This is a genomic window from Halomonas cibimaris, from assembly GCF_039537045.1.
GTDB classification, from domain to species: Bacteria; Pseudomonadota; Gammaproteobacteria; order Pseudomonadales; family Halomonadaceae; genus Vreelandella; species Vreelandella cibimaris.
Genome location: NZ_BAAAZT010000068.1, coordinates 12,679 through 35,219, shown reverse-complemented (window position 1 = coordinate 35,219; position 22,541 = coordinate 12,679). Strand labels below are relative to the sequence as shown.

General features: G+C 63.6%; 24 protein-coding genes. 1 reads left to right on the top strand and 23 read right to left on the bottom strand.

Annotated features, from left to right (window positions below; all coding sequences use genetic code 11):
* Positions 1-34 precede the first annotated feature (34 nt).
* The 7 genes from nrdF to ABD654_RS07590 form a co-directional block, all read right to left on the bottom strand.
* The gene (gene nrdF / locus ABD654_RS07620; RefSeq protein ID WP_344703889.1) at positions 35-1,021 is read right to left on the bottom strand and encodes a class 1b ribonucleoside-diphosphate reductase subunit beta; all 987 of its coding nucleotides are present in this window, start codon (positions 1,019-1,021) and stop codon (positions 35-37) included.
* Between the two features lie 11 nt (positions 1,022-1,032).
* On the bottom strand, positions 1,033-3,189 hold the full coding sequence (gene nrdE / locus ABD654_RS07615) for a class 1b ribonucleoside-diphosphate reductase subunit alpha (protein ID WP_344703887.1): 2,157 nt from the start codon (positions 3,187-3,189) through the stop codon (positions 1,033-1,035).
* Positions 3,171-3,584, bottom strand: a complete 414-nt coding sequence (nrdI, locus tag ABD654_RS07610) for a class Ib ribonucleoside-diphosphate reductase assembly flavoprotein NrdI (RefSeq protein ID WP_344703885.1) — start codon at positions 3,582-3,584, stop codon at positions 3,171-3,173. The genes nrdE and nrdI overlap by 19 nt, the downstream gene beginning before the upstream one ends.
* Positions 3,581-3,814, bottom strand: a complete 234-nt coding sequence (nrdH, locus tag ABD654_RS07605; RefSeq protein WP_344703883.1) for a glutaredoxin-like protein NrdH — start codon at positions 3,812-3,814, stop codon at positions 3,581-3,583. Before nrdH ends, nrdI begins: the two co-directional genes overlap by 4 nt.
* A gap of 359 nt (positions 3,815-4,173) precedes the next feature.
* A complete protein-coding gene (locus tag ABD654_RS07600) occupies positions 4,174-4,785 on the bottom strand; it encodes a superoxide dismutase (RefSeq protein WP_344703881.1) in 612 nt (203 codons plus the stop codon).
* Between the two features lie 109 nt (positions 4,786-4,894).
* Positions 4,895-5,824, bottom strand: coding sequence for an electron transfer flavoprotein subunit alpha/FixB family protein (locus ABD654_RS07595; protein WP_344703879.1), 930 nt, complete (start codon positions 5,822-5,824; stop codon positions 4,895-4,897).
* Positions 5,821-6,573, bottom strand: a complete 753-nt coding sequence (locus tag ABD654_RS07590; RefSeq protein WP_344703877.1) for an electron transfer flavoprotein subunit beta/FixA family protein — start codon at positions 6,571-6,573, stop codon at positions 5,821-5,823. The genes ABD654_RS07595 and ABD654_RS07590 overlap by 4 nt, the downstream gene beginning before the upstream one ends.
* Positions 6,574-6,846: 273 nt before the next feature.
* Here ABD654_RS07590 and ABD654_RS07585 point away from each other — a divergent pair, with 273 nt between their 5' ends.
* On the top strand, positions 6,847-8,487 hold the full coding sequence (locus tag ABD654_RS07585) for an electron transfer flavoprotein-ubiquinone oxidoreductase (RefSeq protein ID WP_425552741.1): 1,641 nt from the start codon (positions 6,847-6,849) through the stop codon (positions 8,485-8,487).
* 30 nt (positions 8,488-8,517) lie between these two features.
* Here ABD654_RS07585 and ABD654_RS07580 read toward each other — a convergent pair whose 3' ends face one another.
* The 16 genes from ABD654_RS07580 to ABD654_RS07505 all read right to left on the bottom strand — a co-directional run bounded on the left by ABD654_RS07580 (position 8,518) and on the right by ABD654_RS07505 (position 22,473).
* Complete coding sequence (locus tag ABD654_RS07580) at positions 8,518-9,339, bottom strand: sulfurtransferase (protein ID WP_344703873.1); 822 nt, start codon at positions 9,337-9,339, stop codon at positions 8,518-8,520.
* Between the two features lie 70 nt (positions 9,340-9,409).
* Positions 9,410-11,608, bottom strand: a complete 2,199-nt coding sequence (locus ABD654_RS07575; RefSeq protein WP_344703871.1) for an ATP-dependent helicase — start codon at positions 11,606-11,608, stop codon at positions 9,410-9,412.
* Positions 11,605-12,162: a DUF1285 domain-containing protein gene (locus ABD654_RS07570; RefSeq protein WP_344703869.1), complete on the bottom strand. Its 558-nt coding sequence runs from the start codon at positions 12,160-12,162 to the stop codon at positions 11,605-11,607. Before ABD654_RS07570 ends, ABD654_RS07575 begins: the two co-directional genes overlap by 4 nt.
* 36 nt (positions 12,163-12,198) lie before the next feature.
* Entirely contained in the window at positions 12,199-13,032 is an 834-nt protein-coding gene (locus tag ABD654_RS07565) for a TatD family hydrolase (protein WP_344703867.1), read from the bottom strand.
* A gap of 73 nt (positions 13,033-13,105) precedes the next feature.
* Positions 13,106-13,441, bottom strand: coding sequence for a PilZ domain-containing protein (locus ABD654_RS07560; RefSeq protein ID WP_344703865.1), 336 nt, complete (start codon positions 13,439-13,441; stop codon positions 13,106-13,108).
* 57 nt (positions 13,442-13,498) lie between these two features.
* Positions 13,499-14,503, bottom strand: a complete 1,005-nt coding sequence (locus ABD654_RS07555; RefSeq protein WP_344703863.1) for a DNA polymerase III subunit delta' — start codon at positions 14,501-14,503, stop codon at positions 13,499-13,501.
* On the bottom strand, positions 14,494-15,147 hold the full coding sequence (gene tmk, locus ABD654_RS07550; RefSeq protein ID WP_344703861.1) for a dTMP kinase: 654 nt from the start codon (positions 15,145-15,147) through the stop codon (positions 14,494-14,496). The genes ABD654_RS07555 and tmk overlap by 10 nt, the downstream gene beginning before the upstream one ends.
* 24 nt (positions 15,148-15,171) lie before the next feature.
* The gene (gene mltG / locus ABD654_RS07545; RefSeq protein WP_344703859.1) at positions 15,172-16,182 is read right to left on the bottom strand and encodes an endolytic transglycosylase MltG; all 1,011 of its coding nucleotides are present in this window, start codon (positions 16,180-16,182) and stop codon (positions 15,172-15,174) included.
* 1 nt (position 16,183) lies between these two features.
* Positions 16,184-17,002 carry an aminodeoxychorismate lyase gene (gene pabC / locus ABD654_RS07540; protein ID WP_344703857.1) on the bottom strand — a complete coding sequence of 273 codons (819 nt, stop codon included), beginning with the start codon at positions 17,000-17,002 and terminating at the stop codon, positions 16,184-16,186.
* Positions 17,003-17,029: 27 nt separating this feature from the next.
* The gene (fabF, locus tag ABD654_RS07535) at positions 17,030-18,268 is read right to left on the bottom strand and encodes a beta-ketoacyl-ACP synthase II (RefSeq protein WP_344703855.1); all 1,239 of its coding nucleotides are present in this window, start codon (positions 18,266-18,268) and stop codon (positions 17,030-17,032) included.
* A gap of 196 nt (positions 18,269-18,464) precedes the next feature.
* Complete coding sequence (acpP, locus tag ABD654_RS07530) at positions 18,465-18,698, bottom strand: acyl carrier protein (RefSeq protein ID WP_301513535.1); 234 nt, start codon at positions 18,696-18,698, stop codon at positions 18,465-18,467.
* Between the two features lie 121 nt (positions 18,699-18,819).
* The gene (gene fabG / locus ABD654_RS07525; protein WP_344703851.1) at positions 18,820-19,578 is read right to left on the bottom strand and encodes a 3-oxoacyl-ACP reductase FabG; all 759 of its coding nucleotides are present in this window, start codon (positions 19,576-19,578) and stop codon (positions 18,820-18,822) included.
* Between the two features lie 53 nt (positions 19,579-19,631).
* Positions 19,632-20,591, bottom strand: coding sequence for an ACP S-malonyltransferase (fabD, locus tag ABD654_RS07520; protein ID WP_344703849.1), 960 nt, complete (start codon positions 20,589-20,591; stop codon positions 19,632-19,634).
* 79 nt (positions 20,592-20,670) lie between these two features.
* On the bottom strand, positions 20,671-21,699 hold the full coding sequence (plsX, locus tag ABD654_RS07515; RefSeq protein ID WP_344703847.1) for a phosphate acyltransferase PlsX: 1,029 nt from the start codon (positions 21,697-21,699) through the stop codon (positions 20,671-20,673).
* Between the two features lie 39 nt (positions 21,700-21,738).
* Positions 21,739-21,909 carry a 50S ribosomal protein L32 gene (gene rpmF / locus ABD654_RS07510; RefSeq protein WP_344703845.1) on the bottom strand — a complete coding sequence of 57 codons (171 nt, stop codon included), beginning with the start codon at positions 21,907-21,909 and terminating at the stop codon, positions 21,739-21,741.
* 30 nt (positions 21,910-21,939) lie between these two features.
* A complete protein-coding gene (locus ABD654_RS07505) occupies positions 21,940-22,473 on the bottom strand; it encodes a YceD family protein (protein WP_344703843.1) in 534 nt (177 codons plus the stop codon).
* Between the last annotated feature and the right edge of the window lie 68 nt (positions 22,474-22,541).

Below are 22,541 nucleotides of genomic sequence, written 5' to 3'. Positions count from 1 at the left end.
TTTGTGATGTGCCGGGCGCACCGAGCGGCGCCGGTTAAAACGCCCAGTCGTCGTCTTCGGTGGCCTCAGCGCGGCCGATCACGTAGGACGAGCCGGAACCCGAGAAAAAGTCGTGGTTTTCGTCGGCGTTGGGCGCCAATGCCGCCATGATGGTGGGGTCCACGTCGGTCACGCTTTCCGGAAACAGCGCTTCAAACCCCAGATTCATCAGCGCCTTGTTGGCGTTGTAGTGGAGGAATTTCTTGACGTCCTCGGTAAGGCCCACGCCGTCGTACAGCGACTCGGTGTATTTGATTTCGTTGTCATACAGCGCCATCAGCAGCTCATAGGCGTAGTTTTTCACCTCGGCCTGACGCTCAGGCGTGGCTTCTTCATAGGCCAGCTGAAACTTGTAGCCGATGTAGTAGCCGTGTACGGCTTCGTCGCGAATGATCAGCCGAATCAAATCCGCGGTGTTGGTCAGCTTGGCGTGGCTTGACCAGTACATGGGCAGAAAAAAGCCCGAGTAGAACAGAAACGATTCGAGAAACACGCTGGCCACCTTGCGCATCAGCGGGTCTTCCGAATAGTAGCGCTCCAGAATCAGCGTGGATTTCGCCTGCAGCGTGGGGTTTTCCTCGCTCCAGCGAAAGGCGTCGTCAACGTCGCTTGTCGCGCACAGCGTGGAGAAAATCGAGCTGTAGGAGCGCGCGTGCACCGCCTCCATGAAGGCGATGTTGGCGTAGACCGCCTCTTCGTGGGGCGTGCGCGCATCGGGCATCAGCGCAGGCGCCCCGACGCTGCTCTGGATGGTGTCCAAAAGCGTCAGCCCGGTAAACACGCGGATGGTCAGCCGCTGCTCTTCGGCGGTCAGCGTCTTCCACGACGGGATATCGTTGGACAGCGGGACTTTTTCGGGCAGCCAGAAGTTGCTGGTCAAACGGTTCCACACCTCCAGGTCCTTGTCGTCCTGAAGGCGGTTCCAGTTGATTGCATCCACTCGGGAAACCCGCGGCGCGGCGGGCGTTTGCATCGCAGTCATGTTCTTCTCCTTTACAGCGTGCAGGACACGCAGCCTTCCACTTCGGTGCCGGCAAGCGCAGCCTGGCGCAGGCGAATGTAATAAAGCGTCTTGATGCCCTTGCGCCAGGCGTAGATCTGGGTGCGGTTGATATCCCGCGTGGTCGCGGTATCGGGGAAAAACAGCGTAAGCGACAGCCCCTGATCCACGTGCTGGGTGGCCTCGGCGTAGGTGTCGATGATCTTTTCCGCGCCGATCTCGTAGGCGTCCTGAAAGTACGCCATGTTCTCATCGTTGAGATACGGCGCCGGATAGTAGGCGCGGCCGAGCTTGCCTTCCTTGCGAATTTCGATCTTGGCGGCCACCGGATGAATACTTGAGGTGGCGTGGTTGATATACGAAATGGAGCCGGTAGGCGGAATCGCCTGGAGATTACGGTTGTAAAGCCCGTGGGCCATAACGGAGGCTTTCAGCTCGCGCCAGTCGTTTTGGTTTGGCAGGTGAATGCCCGAACGCGCAAACAGATCCTTGACCTTGTCGGTGCGCGGCGCCCAGACCTGATCGGTATATTTATCGAAAAAGCGGCCGTCGGCGTAGCGCGATTCGGCAAAGCCCTTGAAGGTATCGCCGTTTTCGATGGCCAGGCGATTGGAAGCGCGCAGGGCGTGGTAGGCCACGGTATAGAAGTACAGGTTGGTGAAATCCAGCCCCTCGTCCGAGCCGTAGTGGATATGTTCCCGGGCAAGAAAACCGTGCAGGTTCATCTGCCCCAGGCCAATCGCCCGGGACCGGGCGTTGCCGTTGGCCACCGACGGCACCGACGACAGGTTGCTGATCTCGGATACAGCGGTAAGCCCGCGCACGGCGGTTTCCACGCTGGAACCGATATCCCCGCTGTCCATCACCCGGGCGATGTTGAGCGAGCCCAGATTGCAGGAAATATCCTCGCCCACCTGCGCATAGCCCAGATCTTCATCGTAGCGGCTGGGCGTATTGACCTGCAGAATCTCCGAGCACAGGTTGCTCATGTTGATGCGCCCGGTGACGGGGTTGTCGCGGTTGGCGCTGTCTTCAAACAAGACGTAGGGGTAACCGGACTCAAACTGCAGCTCGGCCAGGGTCTGAAAAAATGTCCGAGCGTTGATCTTGCTTTTGTGAATACGCTTGTCGGCGACCATCTCACGGTATTTTTCGGTCACGCTGATGTCGCCGAACGCCACGCCGTAGACCCGCTCTACGTCGTAGGGCGAGAACAGATACATATCTTCGTTGTGCTTGGCAAGCTCGAAGGTGATGTCGGGAATGGTCACGCCCAGCGACAGCGTCTTGATGCGGATTTTTTCGTCGGCGTTTTCGCGCTTGGTATCCAGAAAGTGAAGAATATCCGGATGGTGGGCGTTGAGATACACCGCCCCGGCGCCCTGGCGTGCGCCCAGCTGGTTGGCGTAGGAAAACGCGTCTTCCAAAAGCTTCATAATCGGGATAATCCCCGACGACTGGTTCTCAATGCGTTTGATCGGCGCGCCCTGCTCGCGGATGTTGCTGAGCAAAAACGCCACCCCGCCGCCGCGCTTGGACAGCTGCAGCGCGGAGTTGATCGCCCGGCCGATGGATTCCATGTTGTCTTCAATGCGCAGCAGAAAACACGACACCAGCTCGCCGCGCTGGCGCTTGCCGCAGTTGAGAAACGTCGGCGTGGCCGGCTGAAAGCGGCCGTTGATCATCTCGTCCACCAGCGCTTTTGCCAGGGCCTCGTCGCCGCGGGCCAGGGTCAGCGCGACCGTGCAGACGCGATCTTCAAAGCGTTCCAGGTAGCGCTTGCCGTCAAAGGTTTTCAGCGTATAGCTGGTGTAGTACTTGAACGCGCCGAGAAAGCTGGAAAAGCGAAACTTGTAGGCGTAGGCCTGCTCAAACAGCGCCTTGATAAAGGCCGCATCGTACTGTGCGAGCATCTCGGCTTCGTAGTAGCCCTGCTCGACGAGGTAGTCGAGCTTTTCTTCCAGCGAGTGGAAAAACACCGTGTTTTGGTTGACGTGCTGCAAAAAATATTGGCGCGCCGCTTCGCGGTCCTTGTCCAGCTGCAGGCGGCCGTCGGCGCCGTACAGGTTGAGCATGGCGTTAAGCGCGTGGTAATCCAGCGTTTTTGCGGCCTGCTGGGAAGGCGCCGGTGCTACTGATGTGGTGGCCAAAACGAGGTAACTCCCTGACGAACGTTGGCGACGTCTTGCGGCGTGCCAAACAGCTCAAAGCGATATAAAAGCGGCACGCCGCACTTTTTTGCGACGATGCGCCCGGCAATGCCGTAGGCGGCGCCGAAATTGGTATTGCCCGCCGCGATCACGCCGCGAATGAAGCGCCGGTTGTGCGCATCGTTTAAAAAATGAATCACGGGTTTGGGCACGGCCCCGGCGACGCTGCCGCCGCCGTAGCTGGGCACAACCAGAATATAGGGCGACTCGACCTTTAGCGGCGGCACATCTTTTTCAAAGGGAATGCGCTCGGCGGGCAGGTCGAGCTTTTCGATAAAGCGACGTGTATTTCCCGACTTGGTGGAAAAATACACCAGCTGCGGTGCGGTGCTCATGCCGTGGCGGCGGTGAGTTCGCGGATGCGATCCGGACGAAAGCCTGACCAGTGCGCCTCGCCGGCGATAACGACCGGCAGCTGACGATGACCCAGCTGCACCAGCTTGTCGCGGGCTTTGGGCGTTTCGTCTACATTGATAACGGTATAAGAAAGGCCCAGCTTTTCCATTTCCCGGTAGGTTGCCGTGCACTGCACGCACGACGCCGCGCTATACACCGTAATCGCCATTGTTGAGCTCCTCACTGTAAATACGTTGGATCATTAACAGGGATAAACGCGCCCGGGCGCGCAGGTGCGCCCTGCCCGACGGGCACAATATATAGTATATATCGCGCACTTCAAGGCATATTTTGCACTATATATAGTTATTTTCTGCGAAAGATATAACGGCGCAATGTCAAGCTGTCGAGGCGGCGGATTTTATGCTAGGGGCAAGCCGAAGGCGGGAAAACGGGCAGAAAACGTTGCCAAAAATCACGAACGGGCAAAGAACAATACGGGCGTACGGGCATAAAAAAACCGCCCGCTGATCCACAGCGAGCGGTCGGTCACGCTACCGTCGGGGCAGCGTCAGGTCAGCCTGTGCTTCAGGCTACGGCTGCCTGGTAGCGACGCTCGACCTCTTCCCAGTTGATGACGTTGAAAAACGCCGCGATGTAGTCCGGGCGCTTGTTCTGGTATTTGAGATAGTAAGCGTGCTCCCAGACGTCAAGCCCCAGAATCGGCGTGTTGCCGTGGGAAATCGGGCTGTCCTGGTTGAGCGTGTTTTCTACCACCAGCTTTTTCTCCGGCGTTACGCAAAGCCAGGCCCAGCCGCTGCCGAAACGGCCCAGCGCGGCTTTTTTCAGCGCATCCTGAAAGGCTTCATAGCCGCCAAGCTCGGCATCAATGGCCTTGGCCACGTCGCCGTGAGGCTGGCCGCCGCCGTTGGGCGACATCATTTGCCAGAACATGGTGTGGTTGACCACGCCGCCGCCGTTGTTGATCACGGCCTGGCGCTTTTCTTCCGGCACCCGGTCCAGGTTGGCCAGCAGCTCTTCGCCGGGCACGTCTTCAAGGCCGGTGCCTTCAAGCGCGGCGTTCAGGTTGTTGACGTAAGTCTGATGGTGACGCGAATGGTGGATTTCCATGGTGGTCGCGTCAATGTGCGGTTCCAGCGCATCGTAGGCGTAGGGTAGTTCGGGCAGTGTATGTACCATTTGTCATCCTCTCCTTGCGTTATGGTTTTACCGTTGCTCTTGTCAACGCCCTATAAGGTGCGGCCTTGATCGCAGGATTTCAACCGCCGTCGTCGGCGGACCGGTATCGCTACAGCTTGCTTTCCAGCTCAGGCAGCACATCAAAGAGATCGCCCACCAGGCCATAGTCAGCCACTTGGAAAATCGGCGCTTCCTCGTCTTTGTTAATGGCAACGATCACCCGCGAGTCTTTCATACCGGCCAGGTGCTGTATCGCGCCGGAAATGCCCACGGCGATATACAGATCCGGGGCGACGATTTTGCCCGTCTGGCCGACCTGCATATCGTTGGGCACAAAGCCTGCGTCTACCGCCGCGCGCGAGGCGCCGATGGCGGCGTCAAGCTTGTCGGCAATGCCGCCCAGCAGCCGGAAATTCTCGCCGTTGCCCATACCGCGCCCGCCGGACACGATGACGCTGGCACCGCCCAGCTCGGGCCGCTCGCTTACGGCGAGCTGTTCGTCAACAAACTGCGTGAGCGTGTTGTCCACCACGATATCCAGCGCTTCTCGCGGTGCCGCCTCCGCTGCCGGCGCCACGGCGTCAAAGGCGCTGGGGCGCACGGTTATCACCTTGAGATTCTCGCGGTTTTGCACCCGGGCCACGGCGTTGCCGGCATAGATCGGGCGCTTGAATGTATCTGCGCTTTCCACCGCGATAATATCCGACACCTGCCCTACGCCTTTAAGCGCTGCCAGGCGCGGCAGCACGTTTTTGCCGGCCGTTGAGGTGCTTGCAAGCACATGGGTATAGTCGTCGACAAGCGCTGCCAGCAGCGCGCTCAGCGGCTCGGCCAGCCGATGGGCATAAACGGCGTGATCTGCCACGCGCACCCGGCTGACGCCTTCCAGCCCGGCAGCCTGGCCGGCTGCCTCCTGCACGCCGTCCCCCGCCACCAGCACGTCCACGCGGTCATCGATGGCCCGAGCGGCCGCCACGACGTGCGCCGTTTCACCGGCCAGCCGGCCTGCGTCCAGATCGGCGAGTACCAGAATGCTCATGTAATCACCTTTGCTTCGTTTTTGAGTTTATCCACCAGCTCGTCAACCGAGGCCACCTTGACCCCGCCGCGACGCGCTTGCGGCGGCTCAACGCTTAACAGCTCAATATTGGACGCTACGCTGACGCCGAGCGCCTCGGGCGAAGTCTCTTCGAGCGGTTTTTTCTTGGCTTTCATGATCGCGGGCAGTTTGGCATAGCGCGGCTCGTTCAAGCGCAGATCGGCGCTGATCACCGCCGGCAGCGTTAACCGCAGCGTTTGCATGCCGCCGTCGATTTCCCGGGTTACCGTAACGGCTTCGCCGTCCACCTCGATGCTAGAGGCAAAAGTGCCCTGGGCGGCATCCATCATCGCTGCCAGCATCTGGCCGGTCTGGTTGTTGTCGCTGTCAATGGCCTGCTTGCCCAGCAGCACCAGGCCGGGCTGCTCCTGCTCGGCGATCTGCGCCAGCATTCGGGCGGCGTTGAGCGAGTCCACGCGCGCCTCGGTCTGCACGTGGATCGCCCGGTCAGCGCCCAGCGCCATGGCCGCGCGCAGCTGTTCCTGGGCGGCCTTGGAGCCGATGGTGACGGCCACAATTTCGCTGGCCACGCCCTGCTCTTTAAGGCGTACCGCCTCTTCCACGGCGATCTCGCAGAAAGGGTTCATCGCCATCTTGACATGGGTCAGATCCACATCCGTGGCGTCCGGTTTGACCCGGATCCTGACGTTGTGATCGACGACGCGTTTTACCGCGACGAGTACTTTCATAGATGCCTCGCTTGGCCTGAAGGGAAAGCCGACTCCCACCTCGTTATCCGCGCACATCGCGGGGCAAGCACCGCTGCCGGCACACCTGCCGGAAAAAGCACGCCGATAACCATCGAAGGAGCGTTCTTGCACGGGTATTATGCCTCTCATGTACCACAATCAGAAGCGCACACGCCGATGAAAGCGGGCGGGCCGGCCTGACGGCGCCAAGGCCCGCACGGCGTGACGACGAACACAGGAGACATCCCGGTGGAAAACGCACAACGCGAGGTAATGGAGTTTGATGTCGTGATCGTAGGCGCCGGCCCCTCCGGGCTGGCGGCTGCCTGCCGACTGATGCAGCAGGCCCGCCAGGCCGAACGGGCGCTTGACGTTTGCGTGGTGGAAAAAGGCTCGGAAGTCGGCGCGCATATTCTCTCCGGGGCGATCTTTGAAACTCGCGCACTCGACGAGCTCTTCCCTGACTGGGCCGAGCGCGGCGCACCGCTGAATACCCCCGTGCAGCGGGACGCAACGTACCTGCTGCGCAGCGCCACGAAAGCCCATCGCCTGCCCCACGCCCTGGTGCCCAAAAGCATGCACAACACCGGCGACGGCATCACCCGCTACGTTGCCAGCGCCGGTGATCTATGCCGCTGGCTGGCCGAGCAGGCCGAAGCGCTGGGGGTAGATGTCCTGCCCGGCTTTGCCGCCCAGCACTCAATTATCGAAAACGGCCGCGTGGCCGGCATCGTCACCGGTGACATGGGCATTGCCGCCGACGGCACGCCCACCGATAACTATGCGCCAGGCATGGAGCTGCGCGCCCGCTATACGCTGTTTGCCGAAGGCTCCCGCGGGCATCTGGGTCAGCAGCTGATCCGCCACTTCGCGCTGGATGCCGGGTGCGATCCCCAGCATTACGCCACCGGCCTCAAAGAGCTTTGGGAAGTGCCCGCCGAACAGCACAAGCCCGGGCTTGTGCTGCACGGTGCCGGCTGGCCGCTGAGCGGCTCAACCCACGGCGGCTGGTTTTTATACCACGCCGATCACGGCCAGGTGCTGGTGGGGCTGATTGTCGATTTGTCCTACCAGAACCCGTGGATTTCGCCGTTTGACGAGTTTCAACGCATGAAGCATCACCCGCTGCTGGCCCGTCATCTGGCCGGCGGCGAGCGCATCGCCTACGGCGCCCGGGCGCTGACCAAAGGCGGCTTTAACAGCCTGCCCAAAATGACCTTTCCCGGCGGGCTGCTGCTGGGCTGCAACGCCGGCACGCTGAACTTTGCCAAGATCAAAGGCCTGCATACGGCCATGAAATCGGGCATGATCGCCGCCGAAAGCGTCTTCGAGGCGCTGGCGGCAGGCGACGAAGGCGGCCGCGAGCTCACCGACTTTACCCGGCGCTGGCAAGCCAGCTGGGCTTATGCCGAGCTCAGCGAAAGCGCCAGCTTCGGCCCGGCGATTCACCGCTACGGCACCGTGCTTGGCGGGGCGTATAACTTTATCAATCAGCTTGTCGGCGGCCGGCTGCCCAACGTTCACGACACGGCAACCGATCCGGGCTCGCTAAAGCCTGCCGACGCCTTTAGCCCTATCGATTACCCCGCACCTGACGGCAAGCTGTCGTTTGACAAGCCATCATCGGTGTTTTTATCCAACACCCACCACGAGGAAAACCAGCCTTCACACCTCAAACTGGTGGATGCCGATCTGCCCATTCGCCATACGCTGCCCAAATACGCCGAGCCGGCCCAGCGCTACTGCCCCACCGGGGTATACGAAATCGTGGAAAACGCAAACGGCGACAAGCAGGTCCAGATCAATTTCCAGAACTGCATCCACTGCAAGACCTGCGATATCAAAGAGCCCTCGCACAACATCATCTGGACGGCCCCGGAAGGCGGCGGCGGGCCTAACTATCCTAATATGTAGGCCCGCTCCTCTATGCAGGCCCCGCCGGCGCTAGTCGCCGGTGGCAACGCCGCGCGTGGCATCGGTGATCCACTCGCTCCAGGAGCCAACGTAGAGCCGGGGCAGCGCGCGCCCGGCCACGGCGTAGGCCAGCACATGGTGGCAAGCGCTCACGCCCGAGCCGCAGTAGACGGCAATGGCCGGCGCCCGGGGCAGCTCCGCGTTGAGCACGGCCGGGGCTTTGAAACCGCCGTCAGCGGTCAGGTTATCCGTGCTCGGCCGATTGACGGCGCCGGGAATATGCCCGGCCACCGTTTCCATGGGCTCGCTTTCACCGCGAAAGCGCGGCGCGGCGCGCGCATCAACCGGCAGCACCTTGCCGCCGGCCACGGTATCGGCGTCAATCCAGGCGGCGTCGTTGAACCGCGGCCGCCAGTCGCTCGGCACCGGCGCTGCGGTCGCCGTTACCAGCGCCCCGCCGCGCTGCTGCCAGGCATCGAGCCCGCCGTCGAGCACGCGCACGTCCGGATGGCCGGCCCATATTGCCAGCATCCACCAGGCCCGCGCCGCGGCCAGCCGGCCGCTGCAATCGTCATACACCACAACCGGCACGTCGGGTTTGATACCCAGACGCTGCACCACGGCGGTAAACGCTTCGGCGTCAGGCAAGGGGTGGCGCCCGCGCGAGCCGGGCTCGGCGGCCAGCTCATCGTCCAGCGATACGTGCTGAGCGCTGGCAATATGGCCCTGGCGCCACAGGCGCCGGCCGGCCTCGGCGTCGTCAAGCCGCGCGCGACAGTCCAACACCTGCGGCGGCACAGCGCCGGCAAGTGCCGTATCCAGGGCTTCAGCGCAAATCAGCGGATGTAGCATGACAAACTCCAGTCGTCGTTATGAAAGCGGGGTCGCCGTGACTCAACGCCGTGACTCAACGGGCAGGCCGTCAGGGCGCGGCGCTGTCCAGCGATTCAATCGGGGCGCGCCGGGCCATCAGCCGCCGGCGCCCGGCACGCTGGAAGCGCACGTCAATCACCGGGTCGTCAGGGTTGCCTTCCACCGCGGCCACTTCGCCGTCGCCGAACACCGCATGACGCAGCCGCTGGCCGGGGAAGAACTCGCCGGCCGTTGAGGGCATGGCCTCTGGCGTCTGCGACGGCGCTTCCAGCGTTATATCGTCACGCGCGACAGCGGCCAGGTAGCGCCGGGCAATATCCGGGGAGTCCACCGTCAGCGGCGCGGCGGGGGGTGCATCGGCGGCAAGCCGGTCGGCAATCGCCATGGCATCTTGCCAGGCGCACTCGGCGAGAAAACGGCTGGGGCGGTGCTCGCCGCCGTCGTGTATCAGCCGCAGCTCTTCCCGGGCCCGGGTGATCCCCACATAGAACAGCCGGCGCTCTTCTTCCAGGCGCTCGTCGGTGAGCGGGTTGTCGCGGCTGTAGTGGGGAAAGTCCTCTTCGTTGATGCCGGCCACCGCCACCAGCGGCCATTCCAGGCCCTTGGCGGCATGTACCGTACTGATCAGCACGCCGCCGGCCTGGTTGTGCACCGGGCGCTGCAAAAGCTCGATAAAGGCGTCGGGGTCGGCTGCGCTCTGCGCCTGCTCGATCAGCACGTCCAGCAGGCGGACATCTTCTTCGCCCTTGTCGCGCCGGGCGGCGGCGCGCTTGAGCACTTTTTCCGCCTCCACCGCGTCCACCACGTAGCGCAGCAGCTTGGCCGGCGGCCAGGCGCCAAGCTTTGGCAGCTCGCACAGCAGCGCCCAGCGCTTTTTCAGCGTCTTGCGCTGCAGCGCCTTGAGCTCGGTGAGCTGCGGGTCGCCGCGCTCGGGCCAGCGCTGGGTGTCGGCCAGCCGGCAAGCCAGCCGCCAGAGCTTTTCCCGGGCGACGAAGGTGGTCGGCTGGGACAGCAGCAGCAGCAGCAGCGCGGGGTCGTGGAGCAGATTGGGCTGGCGGGCCAATCGAAGATAGCCGGCCAGCGCCTGCACCAGCGGCAGACGAAAGACAAAGCGATCTTCTCGCGAAAGGCGAAAGGGGAGTCCGGCTTGTAAAAGCGCCAGCTGAAACGGCACCGATAGGGCCCAACTACGCACCAATAGGCAGGCCTCAGCGAGCGGACGGCCCCGGGCCTGCCAGTCGGTCAGCGCATCCAGCAGCGCGCGGCTGCCCTGCCCTACGGCCACCCGAGTCGCCGGCGTTGCCGGGCCGGCCAGGCACAGCTGATCGGGCCGGCGGCGGTTGGCGGCAATGGCATAGTTGGCCGAAAGCGCCAGCGCGTGGCCGTGGCGAAAGGTGACCGACAGCGGATAGTCCTGCGCTTTGCCAAAGGTGGCGGTAAAGTCGGCAAGCATGGTATCGGGGCGGGCCCCGCGCCATTCGTAGATGCACTGGTTGGCATCCCCCACGGCCATGACGTCGGCCTGGTCACCGGCCAGCAGCGCCAGCAGACGCTGCTGGGCGGCGTTGATGTCCTGGTATTCATCAATGATAACGTGATCCAGAAAGCCGGCTACCCGGGCGCGCAGGGTCTCATCGGCTTCCAGCACCTTGAGCGGGCGATACAGCAGGTCGGCGTAGGTCATCACGCCGTCTTCGTGCAGCAGGCGCTCGGCCTCGTGAAAGGCGGCGGGAAAATAGTCGGTATCGACATCCAGCGCCAGGCGCGGATACAGCGCCTCGGGGGCCAGCATTTCGGCTTTGACCAGCGCGCAGTAGTGCGCCAGCGTTTCCAGCCGGTCGCTTTCCAGGGCCGCATCCCGGCGCTCGCGTTCGTGCTCCAGCACGCTCAGGCTGGCCTGGCGCAGCAGGCGCTCCAGCTGCCAGTCCGCCGACAGCAGACGGCGCGGCTGGAGCACGCCCCAGCGGCACAGGCTCTGGCTCAGCCGGTGGCCCAGCGAGTGAAAGGTGCGCACGTCGGGCAGCGCCTGCCCGGGCGGCGCCATACTGCTCAGACGGCGCTGAAAATCTTCTCGCGCCGAGCGGTTGAACATCAGCACCAGCATCCGTTTGGGCGCCACGCCCTGGGCCAGCAGGTGCAGCACCCGTGCCGCCATGGTAGTAGTTTTGCCTGCGCCGGCCACCGCCGCTACCCGCGCGTGGCCGCCGGCGTGGTGGATCACTGCCTGCTGCTGCCGGGTGAGCCTCACAGCGCCGCGTCTGCCTCGTCGTCGTCCAGGGTGCCCAGCAGGTGCCAGGCGCCGCCGCTTTCGATGCCGACCTGCGTGCCGGCCTCGGTCCGGCGCAGGCTGGCGGCGTCAACCAGCTGATAGTAAACGTTGCGATTAAGCCGGGCGGCAAGGCCAAAGCGCACCGGCACCTGCGGTGCCGCATCGCCTGCCGGGGTGGCCGTCATGGTCAGCGGGTGATCGCCGTCCAGGCGCAGCGCGTCGCCGTGATCGGTGGTCAGCCACCAGTCGCGGCCTTTTTGGCAGGCCGCGACAATCATCAGCGGGCAGTCTTCGACGTCGATGCGCACCCGCTCGGCCGGTGTCACCAGGCACACGCCTTCAGGATCGCGGCGCAGCAGGCTCGCCAGCAGCCGCACAAGGGCCGGGCGCGTAAACGGCTCGCCCTGGTGCCACCAGCTGCCGTCGGCCTTGATGGTCAACGGTATATCGCCACAAAACGGCGGCTGCCACTGATCCACCGGCGGTACTTCAACAGTGTCTTCAGCGTATTGCAGTAAACGTTCAAGGTGCATGCTGACCTCTCTGTATCGTCAACGATCGCTGCCCGGCTACCGGATGAGCCCGGCTCGGCTCAAAGCATCACGCTGCTCGGCCGAGACGTCGGGCGCGGCGGCGCGAAACAAACGATAGAAGTTGGCCGTGGTCTGCATCGCAACTTCGTCAACGCTGATGCCGCGCTCTTGGGCGATGCACTCGGCCACCTCAACCACCCAGGCCGGCTCGTTGGGCTTGCCGCGATGCGGCACCGGTGCAAGATAGGGGCTGTCGGTTTCGATCAGCAAACGGTCCAGCGGCAGCCGGCGCGCCACGTCGCGCAGGGCCGCCGCGCTGGCAAAGGTGACAATGCCGGACAGCGAAATATAAAGCCCCAGCCCCACCGCTCGGCGGGCCATGTCGATATCTTCGGTAAAGCAGTGCAGCACGCCGCCAACGCTTGGGTCCAGGTGTTTTTCCAGCAGCGCCAGGGTGTCTTCCCTGGCGTCGCGAGTATGCACGATCACCGGCAGCCCAAGCGCTCGGGCGGCAATCAGGTGGCGCTCGAAGCGGGCGTGCTGAACGTCTGGCGGTACGCTTTCACGGTAGTGGTAGTCCAGCCCGGTCTCGCCGATGGCCACCGCGCCGAAATGGGCCGCGGCGTCGATAATGGCGTTGGCATCGGGCTCTTGCGCCGGCGTATGCAGCGGGTGCAGGCCGGCCGAGATAACCACATCGTCATGCGCCCGGGACAGCGCGGCAAGCTCGGGCATGCCTTCAAGGCTGGTGGACACGGCAAGAAACTGCGTGACCTGCGCCCGGCGCGCAGCGTCAAGGGCAGCGCCAACGTCGCCGCCGTGCGTTTTGTCCGAGAGACGATCGAGATGGCAGTGGGAATCAACAAACATGGAACACATCGCCTGAGTAAACGCGCCGTGTCTTGCGCCACGGCCTGAATAAAAGTAGCAATGCCAGAGCGGGCTAGAGGGTATAGGAGGCGCTGGCACTTTCCATTTGACCGGCCAGCAGCGTTTCAATGCGATCGCGAACGTTGTAGTCCTGCTGGCTGAAATGTACGCCCACGCCGGGGGTGCGTCGCCCGGTGACGCCTTCGGGGGAAATCCACGCCACCTCGCCGTTTACGGTCAGCTCCTGGCTTTCACCGGGTAAGGTCAGCATCACAATAATCGGATCACCCAGCATGCAGCGCTCGCGGGTGGCGATAAACAGCCCGCCGCGTTCAAGAAACGGCATGTACATCGACAGCAGCGTGGGCACGTCGGGAATCGCCGTTGTCAGCAGTTTTTGCGCACTCACAGTCGCTCTCCGTGGGGAATAATGCGTGGGCGCCGGCCTGCCGGCTTTCGCACGCGTTCAAAAACGCAGCAGCGCCGACCAGCGCACCAGCCACGCCTCAAGCACCAGCTGCGGGTTGGGATTGCTTCCCACGGCCAGCAGACGCCGCTGCTCGCGGGCATAGTCAAGCAGCCGAAACCAGTCCTGCACCCGAGCGTTTTTGACGGCCTGACGGTACAAGGGAAGCTGATCGGGATTTCTCAGCCGCCGGCTGTCGCCGGACAGGCCAAAACCGATCAGATCTTCAAGCCAGGCAACACCGTACCACAGGATGTCGTCCACCGCCTGGCGGTCCAGCCGTGCCGCTTCGGAAACCGGCTCGGCCCCGCGCACCAGCTGCTCAAAGCAGTCGTGCAGCTGCTGGCGAAGGGCGCGCTGTTCCGGCGTGGCAAGCTCAAGGGCCAGCAGCGGCAAACCGCCTGCCACCTGCCACCAAAAGCACGCCTCCTCATCGCTGCCCAGCCGGCCGGCAAGCCAGGCGCGACAGTCGTCAAGCGCCACCGGCGACAGCGACCACTGCTGGCAGCGTGAACGAATGGTGGGCAGCAAACGCGACGGCACATCGGCAAGCAGGACAAACAGCGTCCGGCTGCCCGGCTCCTCCAGGCTTTTCAGCAGCGCGTTGCTGGCCGCTACGTTCATGGCCTCGGCTGGGCTGATCACGATCACGCGATAGCCGCTTTGCTGGGCTGTCTGGGCGACAAAGCGGTTGATCTCACGCACGGTGTCGATGCGAATCTGGCGCTTGCCCTCTTCCGGCGCAATACGCATAAGGTCAGGATGGTACCCCGACTGCAGCATCCGACAGGCGTGACACTCGCCGCAGGCCGTGGCGGCATGGCCGGCGCACAAAATACGCGCCGCAAGCGCCTCGGCCAGCACCTGCTTGCCCACGCCGCGGGGGCCGCTGAGCAGCAGCGCATGGGGCAGACGGCCGCTTTGCTCCAGCTGCCACAGGCGCTCCCAGAGCGGCTGATGCCAGGGCAGCGGGCGGGGCTGCTCTTGCTCTGACGCTAGCGCCATGCTGCCGTCCGCTGGTCAAGTACGGCCGCCAGCTGGCGCTGCACCGTCGCCAGAGGTTTTGCGGCGTCAATCACGGCAAAGCGCGCCGGTTCGGCGGCGGCGCGCTGCCGGTAGGCATCACGCACCGCGATAAAAAACGCGTCGCGCTCGCGCTCAAAGCGATCGCGCTCGCCGCCTCCGGCCTTTGCTCTTTGGCTGACCCGGCGCGAGGCGGCGTCAACGGGCATGTCCAGCAGCAGCGTCAAGTCCGGGGCTGTGCCCTGCTGGACAAAACGCTCGAGCACGCCTATGCGCTCGGCGTCCAGGCCGCGCCCGCCGCCCTGATAGGCATAGGTCGCGTCGGTAAAACGATCGCACACCACCCAGGCCCCGCGGGCCAGCGCCGGGCGGATCTTTTCGGCCAGATGCTGGGCTCGGGCGGCAAACATCAGCAGCAGTTCAGCGTCCGGGGCCAGCGGCTGGTCAAAACCGGGGTCCAACAGCAGCTCGCGCATGGCCTCCCCGCGCGGCGTGCCGCCCGGCTCGCGGGTGCGCACCACTTCAACGCCGCGCGCTTCAAGCCAGGCGGTGACAAACGCCATATTGGTGGATTTGCCTACGCCTTCCCCGCCTTCCAGGGTAATCAAGCGTCCACGCTGGGTCATAAAAGCCTCGCCCCGGGTATCGGATCAGTCATTGTCGCTACGAATAAAGCGGTTTACCGCATTATTGTGCTCACGCAGGCTGCGGGAAAAATAGTGTGAACCGTCGCCTTTGGCAACAAAATAAAGCGTATTGCCGTCCAGCGGGTTCACCGCAGCGTCAAGCGCGGCCTTGCCCGGCAAGGCAATGGGCGTGGGCGGCAATCCGTCGATGACGTAGGTGTTGTAAGGCGTTTTTTCCCGCAGATCGGCCCGGGTAATATTGCCGTCATAGCGCCTACCCATGCCGTAAATAACCGTGGGGTCGGTTTGCAGGCGCATGCCCCGCTTCAAGCGCCGAGAAAATACGCCGGCAATTTCGCGCCGCTCTTCGGGCACGCCGGTTTCCCGCTCGATCAGCGAGGCCATGATCAGTGCTTCATAGGGCGTATCCAGCGCCAGCTCGTCGGCTCTGGACGCCCACGCCTGATCGAGCATCTGCGCCATGCGTGCGTGCGCCTGGCGCAAAATGTCCGTATCGCTCATGCCCCGGTGGTACTGGTAGGTATCAGGAAAAAACCAGCCTTCCGGGTGCGCTTTGTCCACCTCGATCAGCTCAAGCACCTCGGCATCCGTTTTTCCGGCGGTGCGATGCTTGAGCTTTTGCGCCTCGTCAAGCCGTTCGCGCATCTGAGCGAAGGTCCAGCCCTCGGGCACGGTCAGCGAGTAAGTCACCACGTTGTTACTGCCCAAAAGCGCCATCAGTTCGCGGCTGTCCATATCCGGCATCAGCCGGTATTCGCCTACCCGCAGCGCCGGCACTTTTTGCGGGTATACCCGGGCCAGCACCTTCAGCGCCCAGGGGTCTGCGATGACGCCTTGCTGCCCAAGCTCGGCGATTACCTGATGGAAGCCGGCTCCCTCGGGGACCTGATAGAGCAGCGGCTCGTCCAGGGCCAGCGGCGCGGCCAGACGGCTTTGCCAGTAGGCGTAGCCGCCGGCCGCCGCGGCAACACCCAGCGCGACAAGCACCGCCAGCACGGTGAAAAGGCGTTTCACGTCAATTCTCCCCCGATAAGGATGGATAGCCCAAAAGCGCGTGCGCGTCGGCCTGCAGCCACGCCCCGGCAGCCTCGGCAAACCGGCGCAGCGGCTCGCCGGACGGAGTCAACAGCGACCTCACCGGCCACAGGCCCTGAACCGAGTTGCCCACAAACAGCTGCTCGACGGCGGACGACTCGATCAGGGTCTCGGCGCCAAGCAGCGCTTCCTGCACCCGGCCCTGCTCCAGCAGCGCGGCCCGCAGGGTACCGGCCACGCCGCAGGCGTCGAGCGTTGGTGTCCACCAAGCGCCGGCTTCGCGCCAGAACACGTTCATGGCGGTGGCCTCCACCACGTTGCCCCGGGTATCGGCCAGCAGCCCTTCGGCAATATCGGCGCGCTGCCACTCCCGCCTGGCCAGCACGTTTTCCAGCCGGTTCAGATGCTTGATGCCGGCGAGCGTCGGCTGGCGGGCCAGGCGTAGCGTACAGAGGCATACATCAACCCCGCTCCAGCGCTCAACGGCCGGAGCAAACGCCGTGCGCCGATGCAGCAGCCGGGGCCGGGGCGCGTCGGGCATGGCGTAGCCGCGCCCGCCGCTGCCCCGGGTGAAGATGATCTTGAGCACTTCAAGCCCGTCGGCCGGTCCGTCCAGGCAGGCGTCAAGCTCGGCGTCAGCCGGCAGCTCGATACCCAGCACTCGGCAGCCTTGGTGCAGCCGAGCGCGATGGTACGGCCACAGCACCGGTTTACCATCGCGCAGCAGTACGGTTTCAAACACGCCGTCGCCGTAGGCCAGGCCACGGTCGTCAAACGGCACCTGATCCGCTGATGCCATGATAGGCTCCGTTACGTAAGCGCCGGCTTACACTTTTTGAAACAGCAGCGAGCCGTTGGTACCGCCGAAACCAAAAGAGTTGGACAGCGCCACGTCGATGCGCATGTTCCGGGCGGTGTGGGGCACGTAGTCCAGCCGGCAGCCTTGCTGGGGGTTGTCCAGGTTGATGGTCGGCGGCGCGATCTGATCGCGGATGGAGAGCACGCTGAACACCGCCTCCACCGCACCTGCGGCACCCAGCAGATGGCCGATCATGGACTTGGTAGAGCTGACTGCCACGGCCGCCGACGCATCTCCCAGCACCTGCTCGATGGCACGGCTCTCGGCCAGGTCGCCGGCGGCCGTGGAGGTGCCGTGGGCGTTAATATAGTCCACAGCGGCCGGTGCAACCCCGGCATCCTTGATGGCGTTGCGCATGGACATCGCCGCGCCGCTGCCGTCTTCGGGCGGTGCGGTCATGTGGAAAGCGTCGTCGCTCATGCCAAAGCCGCTCATTTCGGCATAGATAGTGGCGCCGCGCGCCTTGGCATGCTCGTATTCCTCAAGCACCAGCACGCCGGCACCGTCAGACAGCACAAAGCCGTCGCGCTCGGCGTCCCAGGGGCGGCTGGCCGCTTCGGGGTCGTCGTTGCGGGTGGAAAGCGCCCGGGCCGCCGAAAAACCGCCAAGGCCCAGCGGCGTGGTGGCCATTTCTGCCCCGCCGCAGACCATGACGTCGGCATCGCCATAGGCAATGGTGCGCGCGCTGTAGCCGATGTTGTGAGTCCCGGTGGTGCAGGCGGTGGTAATGGCGATGTTGGGGCCTTTAAAGCCGTACTGGATCGCCATGTTGCCGGAAATCATATTGATGATAGAGCCGGGCACGAAAAACGGCGAAATACGCCGAGGACCGCTTCTCTGCAGCGCATTGTGGTTGTGCTCGATCATCGGCAAACCGCCGATGCCCGAGCCGATGGCGACCCCGATACGCTCGGCGTTATCGTCACGGCACTCGATCCCCGCATCGGCAACGGCCTGGGCGCCGGCGGCCATGCCGTACTGGATGAACAGGTCCATCTTGCGCGCATCCTTGGGGTTTAAGTAGGCGGAAATATCAAAGTGCTTGATCGATCCGCCAAAACGCGTGTTAAACCCCTGGGTATCGAAATGCTCGATAGGGGCGATACCGCTTTTGCCGGCTACGATGTTAGCCCATGACTGCTCTACGGTATTCCCGACCGGGGTCACCAGGCCTAGCCCGGTTACCACTACCCTTTTTCGTGCCATTCGCTTTCCTCCAGGCATCCTTGGTGACGTAACCCGCGTGGGGCACTGGCTGGCGCATACGCAGCGCAGCTATCAAGCCGGCACAGTATAACGAAATTTACGCGCCGTATTCAGCCGGCAAACAAAAAGCCGCCCATGACAGGACGGCTTTTATGTGGGCGATTGCACCGCCCCGGTTTTTTCGCTGCGACAGCCCTTACTGGTGGGCGTTTACGTAGTCGACAGCTTCTTGAACCGTGGTGATTTTTTCGGCTTCTTCATCGGGGATTTCGGTGTCGAATTCCTCTTCCAGGGCCATAACCAGCTCGACGGTATCCAGCGAGTCAGCGCCGAGGTCTTCAGTGAAGGAAGAGCTGCTCTGAATGTCTTCTTCCTTGACGTTCAGGCGCTCGGCCACAACTTTCTTTACGCGCTCTTCAATAGTACTCATTAACGTACTCCAGTCATTCTCGTCAGCCGTACCAGTGCCGGCTATTGGGAAACCGCAAGCCAAAAGCTGCGGGTAGTTTATAGACGCCCTTGCGCTGACGCAACCGCCAGTTCAAGGGTCATCAACGCATATTCATGCCGCCGTTGACGTGCAGGGTTTCGCCGGTGATGTAGCCGGCGCCGTCGCTGGTCAAAAAGCCCACGGCCGCGGCAATTTCGTCGGGTTCTCCCAGGCGCGCCAGCGGAATCTGCGCCAGCAGCGCCTCTTTTTGCGCTTCAGGCAGCGACTCGGTCATGTCGGTGGCAACAAACCCCGGTGCCACGGCGTTGACCGTAATAGCACGCGACGCCACTTCCCGGGCCAGCGCGCGACTGAAGCCTTCCATGCCGGCCTTGGCCGCCGCGTAGTTGCTCTGGCCGAGATTACCCATGGTGGCAACCACCGAGCTGATCGAGACGATGCGACCGAACCGCGCCTTGGTCATGCCCCGCAGGCAGGCCTTGCTGACCCGATAGACCGACTTGAGGTTGGTGTCCATCACCTCGTCCCACTGGTCTTCTTTCATGCGCATCAGCAAATTATCACGGGTAATGCCGGCGTTGTTGATCAGAATAGTGGGCGCGCCGAAGCGCTCGCCGATAGCTTTAAGCACGCTATCAATGCTTGCCTGGTCGGTAACGTTGAGGCACATGCCGGCCCCTTCAATGCCCTGCTCGACAAAAGCGGCATCAATTTTTTCAGCACCGGCTTCGCTGGTGGCCGTCCCCACGACAATGCGTCCCTGGCGGGCCAGCTCATACGCCACGGCACGACCAATCCCCCGGGAGGCACCGGTCACCAACGCCACGCGGCGCGGCTGTGTTGTCTCTTCCTGTGTCATTGCAGTATGCCTTACTCAAGAATCAGAAGATGAGCTCAAAAATCAGAGGATGATCAGCCTTCGCCGGCAACGCCGGCGCGGGCCAGCTCCAGCGCAGCGTCGAGGCTGTCCGGGTCGTTAACCGCCAGGCTCTTGCTGCCGCGCACGATACGCTTGTTCAAACCGGTCAGCACCTTGCCCGGCCCGCATTCGACAAAAACACCGGCGCCTTTCTCCTGCATGGCCAGCACGCAGTCGCTCCAGCGTACCGGCTGATACAGCTGCTCGATCAGGCGGGTGCGCAGTGTGCCCGTATCGGCATGGGCCTGAGCGTCGACGTTTTGAACCACCGTATAGCGGGGCGCACGCAGCGTCATGTCGGCCATGGCCTCTTCCAGGCGCTCGGCCGCCGGACGCATCAGCTCGCAGTGCGACGGCACCGATACCGGCAGCGCCATGGCACGCTTGGCGCCGGCTTTCTGACAGGCGGCAATAGCGCGTTCCACCGCCGCCTTGCTACCGGCAATCACCACCTGCCCGGGGGCATTGTAGTTGACCGCGGCAACCACCTCACCCTGCGCGGCGTCGGCGCAAGCCTGCTCGACGGCTGCGTTATCCAGGCCGAGAATCGCCGCCATCGCGCCCTGCCCTTCAGGCACCGCCTTTTGCATGGCCTCGCCGCGCAGCCGCACCAGCCGAACCCCCTCGGCATAGCTCATCACGCCGGCGCACACCATGGCGCTGTATTCGCCCAGGCTATGCCCGGCCATGACGCCGGGCCGCGGGCCTTCCAGCTCCTGCCACACGCGCCAGATCGCCACGCTTGAGGCCAGCAGTGCCGGCTGCGTGCACGCCGTGGCGTTCAGCGACGCCTCCGGCCCTTCCTGAACGACCTTCCAGAGGTCATAGCCCAGCGCGTCAGACGCTTCTTCAAACGTGGTGCCTACCACGCTGTAGCGTTCCGCCAGCTCTCGCAGCATTCCCGGCTGCTGAGAGCCTTGCCCGGGAAACATGAGGGCAAGGGGTTGAGACATGTCGTTCACCTTTGGTTTTGTTGGCTGTTCTTGGCATCCGTGCGTTGGCACGTGCCCGTTTGGCGTACCTGCAAACCGGCTACGGCATCGCTTGCCAGCGCTGGGCAAGGCGCCCTGGAAGGTCGTGCTCGACCTCCTGCATGGCGCGTCGAATCGCGTAGTAAAAGCCTTCCGCGTGGGCCCCGCCGTGGCTTTTGACCACGATGCGCGAAAGCCCCAGCAGGCTTGCGCCGTTGTAGCGCACCGGGTCGAGCTCTTGCTTTAGCCGCCTGAGCACCGGACGCGCCAGAAGGCTCGCCAGCCGGCCGCTGAGGCGGGACTCAAACGCGTTTTGGACACGCTCAACCAGCATTCCGGCAAGCCCTTCGCTGGATTTGAGCACGGCATTGCCGACAAAACCGTCGCATACCATGACGTCCAAAGCGCCGCTGTAAAGATCACCGCCTTCGGCATACCCGCGGTAGTCAAACACGCCGGCGGCGCCGTGGCCGCGCAGCACGGCGTCGGCCTGGCGCACGCGGCTGCTGCCTTTGGTCGCCTCGGCCCCGACGTTGAGCAGCGCTACCCGCGGCATGCGCACACCGTCGACGCTTTGCGCCATGGCCGCGCCCAGCACGGCAAAATCCACCAGGCGCTGCGCCGGTGAATCGACGTTGGCGCCCAGGTCAAGCAGGTAGCACTGCCGCTGCCGGCGAGCCGGAATCGCTGTGCTGATGGCCGGACGCTTGATGCCCGGCAGCATGCCCAGAGCACGCCGGGAAAATGCCACCATGGCCGCGGTGTTGCCAGCGCTGACGGCAGCGTCCAGCCGGCGCCGGCTGTCGCCAAGCGCCTCAAGCATGCAGGCCATGCTGGTCGTGCGGCCGTGGCGCAGCGCCCAGGCCGCCGTGGCCTCTGCCGGCACGCCGTCTGCGGCATCACAGGGGATCAAACGCGACGTTGCCGCAGCCAAGGGCTGCGGCAAGCGCGAAAGTTCGGCAAGCACGTGCCGGCGCGGGCCATAAAGCTCAAGCACCAGCTCAGGGTACTCCTGCGCTGCGCGGGCGGCTCCGTGAATAATGGCGCGGGAGCCGTGATCGCCTCCCATGACATCAACGGCTATACGCACGCGTTACCGAGCTGCTTGGCCGCACCAGACATTGGCTGTTTAAACCTCAACAACCTTGCGGCCGCGGTAGTAGCCGTCGGGCGCTACGTGATGGCGCAGATGCGTGGTGCCGGTTTCCTTGTCCTGAGACAGCGTCGGCGCGCTCAGCGAGTCGTGGCTACGACGCATACCGCGAGCGGAGCGAGTTTTACGGTTCTTTTGAACTGCCATGGGAATTCTCCAAGCTATATAGAAAGGGAGTTACTGCTTGCCTTTCAGGGTGCGCAGCACCGCAAAAGGGTTGTCGTCAGGCGCTGACGCCTCTTCTGTCGCATCGTCTGCCTTGCTGACCAGCTGCTGCGCCGGCACAAGGCAGTCGGCTTCATCGTGGTAGACCACCTGAGGCAGGCTGAGAATCAGCTCATCCTCAACCAGCGCCAGCAGATCCAGCTGTTCGTTTTCCACCAGCACCGGCTCGTGGCTGGCCGGCAGCTCGCCGGCAAGCGACTCGTCAGCCACCATGCCCAGCAAAAACTCGCTTTCCACCGCGCGTTCAATCGGTGCATGACAGCGCCGGCAGGCAAGCGCCAGGTCAGCCTTCAGCCAGCCCTGTATCTGGCGGCGGCCCTGCAGGTCAATACCGAAGTCAAGCACCACGCGGCAGTCTCCTGCCTGGGGGCCGGCTTCTTCGGCAAGGCGAGAAAGGCCGCCGAGCGGCACAAGGCCTTCGAGTCGTTCGCGGCGGGCGGCAAGCTTGTAGGGCTCAACGCGGCCGGGGAGTTGTGAGGTCGACATAGGCGCGCAATGATAGGCACTCCCCCCGTCGGTGTCAAAGCCTGAAAGGCAATCTCACAGCGGCCCGG

Coding starts and splice junctions, on each gene's coding strand:
- fabF (WP_344703855.1), bottom strand. CDS start 18,268: ATGGCACGAAAAAGGGTAGTGGTAACCGGGCTAGGCCTGGTGACCCCG.
- nrdF (WP_344703889.1), bottom strand. CDS start 1,021: ATGACTGCGATGCAAACGCCCGCCGCGCCGCGGGTTTCCCGAGTGGAT.
- fabD (WP_344703849.1), bottom strand. CDS start 20,591: ATGTCTCAACCCCTTGCCCTCATGTTTCCCGGGCAAGGCTCTCAGCAG.
- ABD654_RS07580 (WP_344703873.1), bottom strand. CDS start 9,339: ATGCTACATCCGCTGATTTGCGCTGAAGCCCTGGATACGGCACTTGCC.
- tmk (WP_344703861.1), bottom strand. CDS start 15,147: ATGACCCAGCGTGGACGCTTGATTACCCTGGAAGGCGGGGAAGGCGTA.
- rpmF (WP_344703845.1), bottom strand. CDS start 21,909: ATGGCAGTTCAAAAGAACCGTAAAACTCGCTCCGCTCGCGGTATGCGT.
- nrdH (WP_344703883.1), bottom strand. CDS start 3,814: ATGGCGATTACGGTGTATAGCGCGGCGTCGTGCGTGCAGTGCACGGCA.
- ABD654_RS07555 (WP_344703863.1), bottom strand. CDS start 14,503: ATGGCGCTAGCGTCAGAGCAAGAGCAGCCCCGCCCGCTGCCCTGGCAT.
- nrdI (WP_344703885.1), bottom strand. CDS start 3,584: ATGAGCACCGCACCGCAGCTGGTGTATTTTTCCACCAAGTCGGGAAAT.
- ABD654_RS07570 (WP_344703869.1), bottom strand. CDS start 12,162: ATGCACCTTGAACGTTTACTGCAATACGCTGAAGACACTGTTGAAGTA.
- ABD654_RS07595 (WP_344703879.1), bottom strand. CDS start 5,824: ATGAGCATTCTGGTACTCGCCGATCTGGACGCAGGCCGGCTGGCCGGT.
- pabC (WP_344703857.1), bottom strand. CDS start 17,002: ATGGCATCAGCGGATCAGGTGCCGTTTGACGACCGTGGCCTGGCCTAC.
- acpP (WP_301513535.1), bottom strand. CDS start 18,698: ATGAGTACTATTGAAGAGCGCGTAAAGAAAGTTGTGGCCGAGCGCCTG.
- ABD654_RS07590 (WP_344703877.1), bottom strand. CDS start 6,573: ATGAAAGTACTCGTCGCGGTAAAACGCGTCGTCGATCACAACGTCAGG.
- ABD654_RS07505 (WP_344703843.1), bottom strand. CDS start 22,473: ATGTCGACCTCACAACTCCCCGGCCGCGTTGAGCCCTACAAGCTTGCC.
- ABD654_RS07565 (WP_344703867.1), bottom strand. CDS start 13,032: ATGTTTGTTGATTCCCACTGCCATCTCGATCGTCTCTCGGACAAAACG.
- ABD654_RS07585 (WP_425552741.1), top strand. CDS start 6,847: ATGGAGTTTGATGTCGTGATCGTAGGCGCCGGCCCCTCCGGGCTGGCG.
- fabG (WP_344703851.1), bottom strand. CDS start 19,578: ATGACACAGGAAGAGACAACACAGCCGCGCCGCGTGGCGTTGGTGACC.
- ABD654_RS07600 (WP_344703881.1), bottom strand. CDS start 4,785: ATGGTACATACACTGCCCGAACTACCCTACGCCTACGATGCGCTGGAA.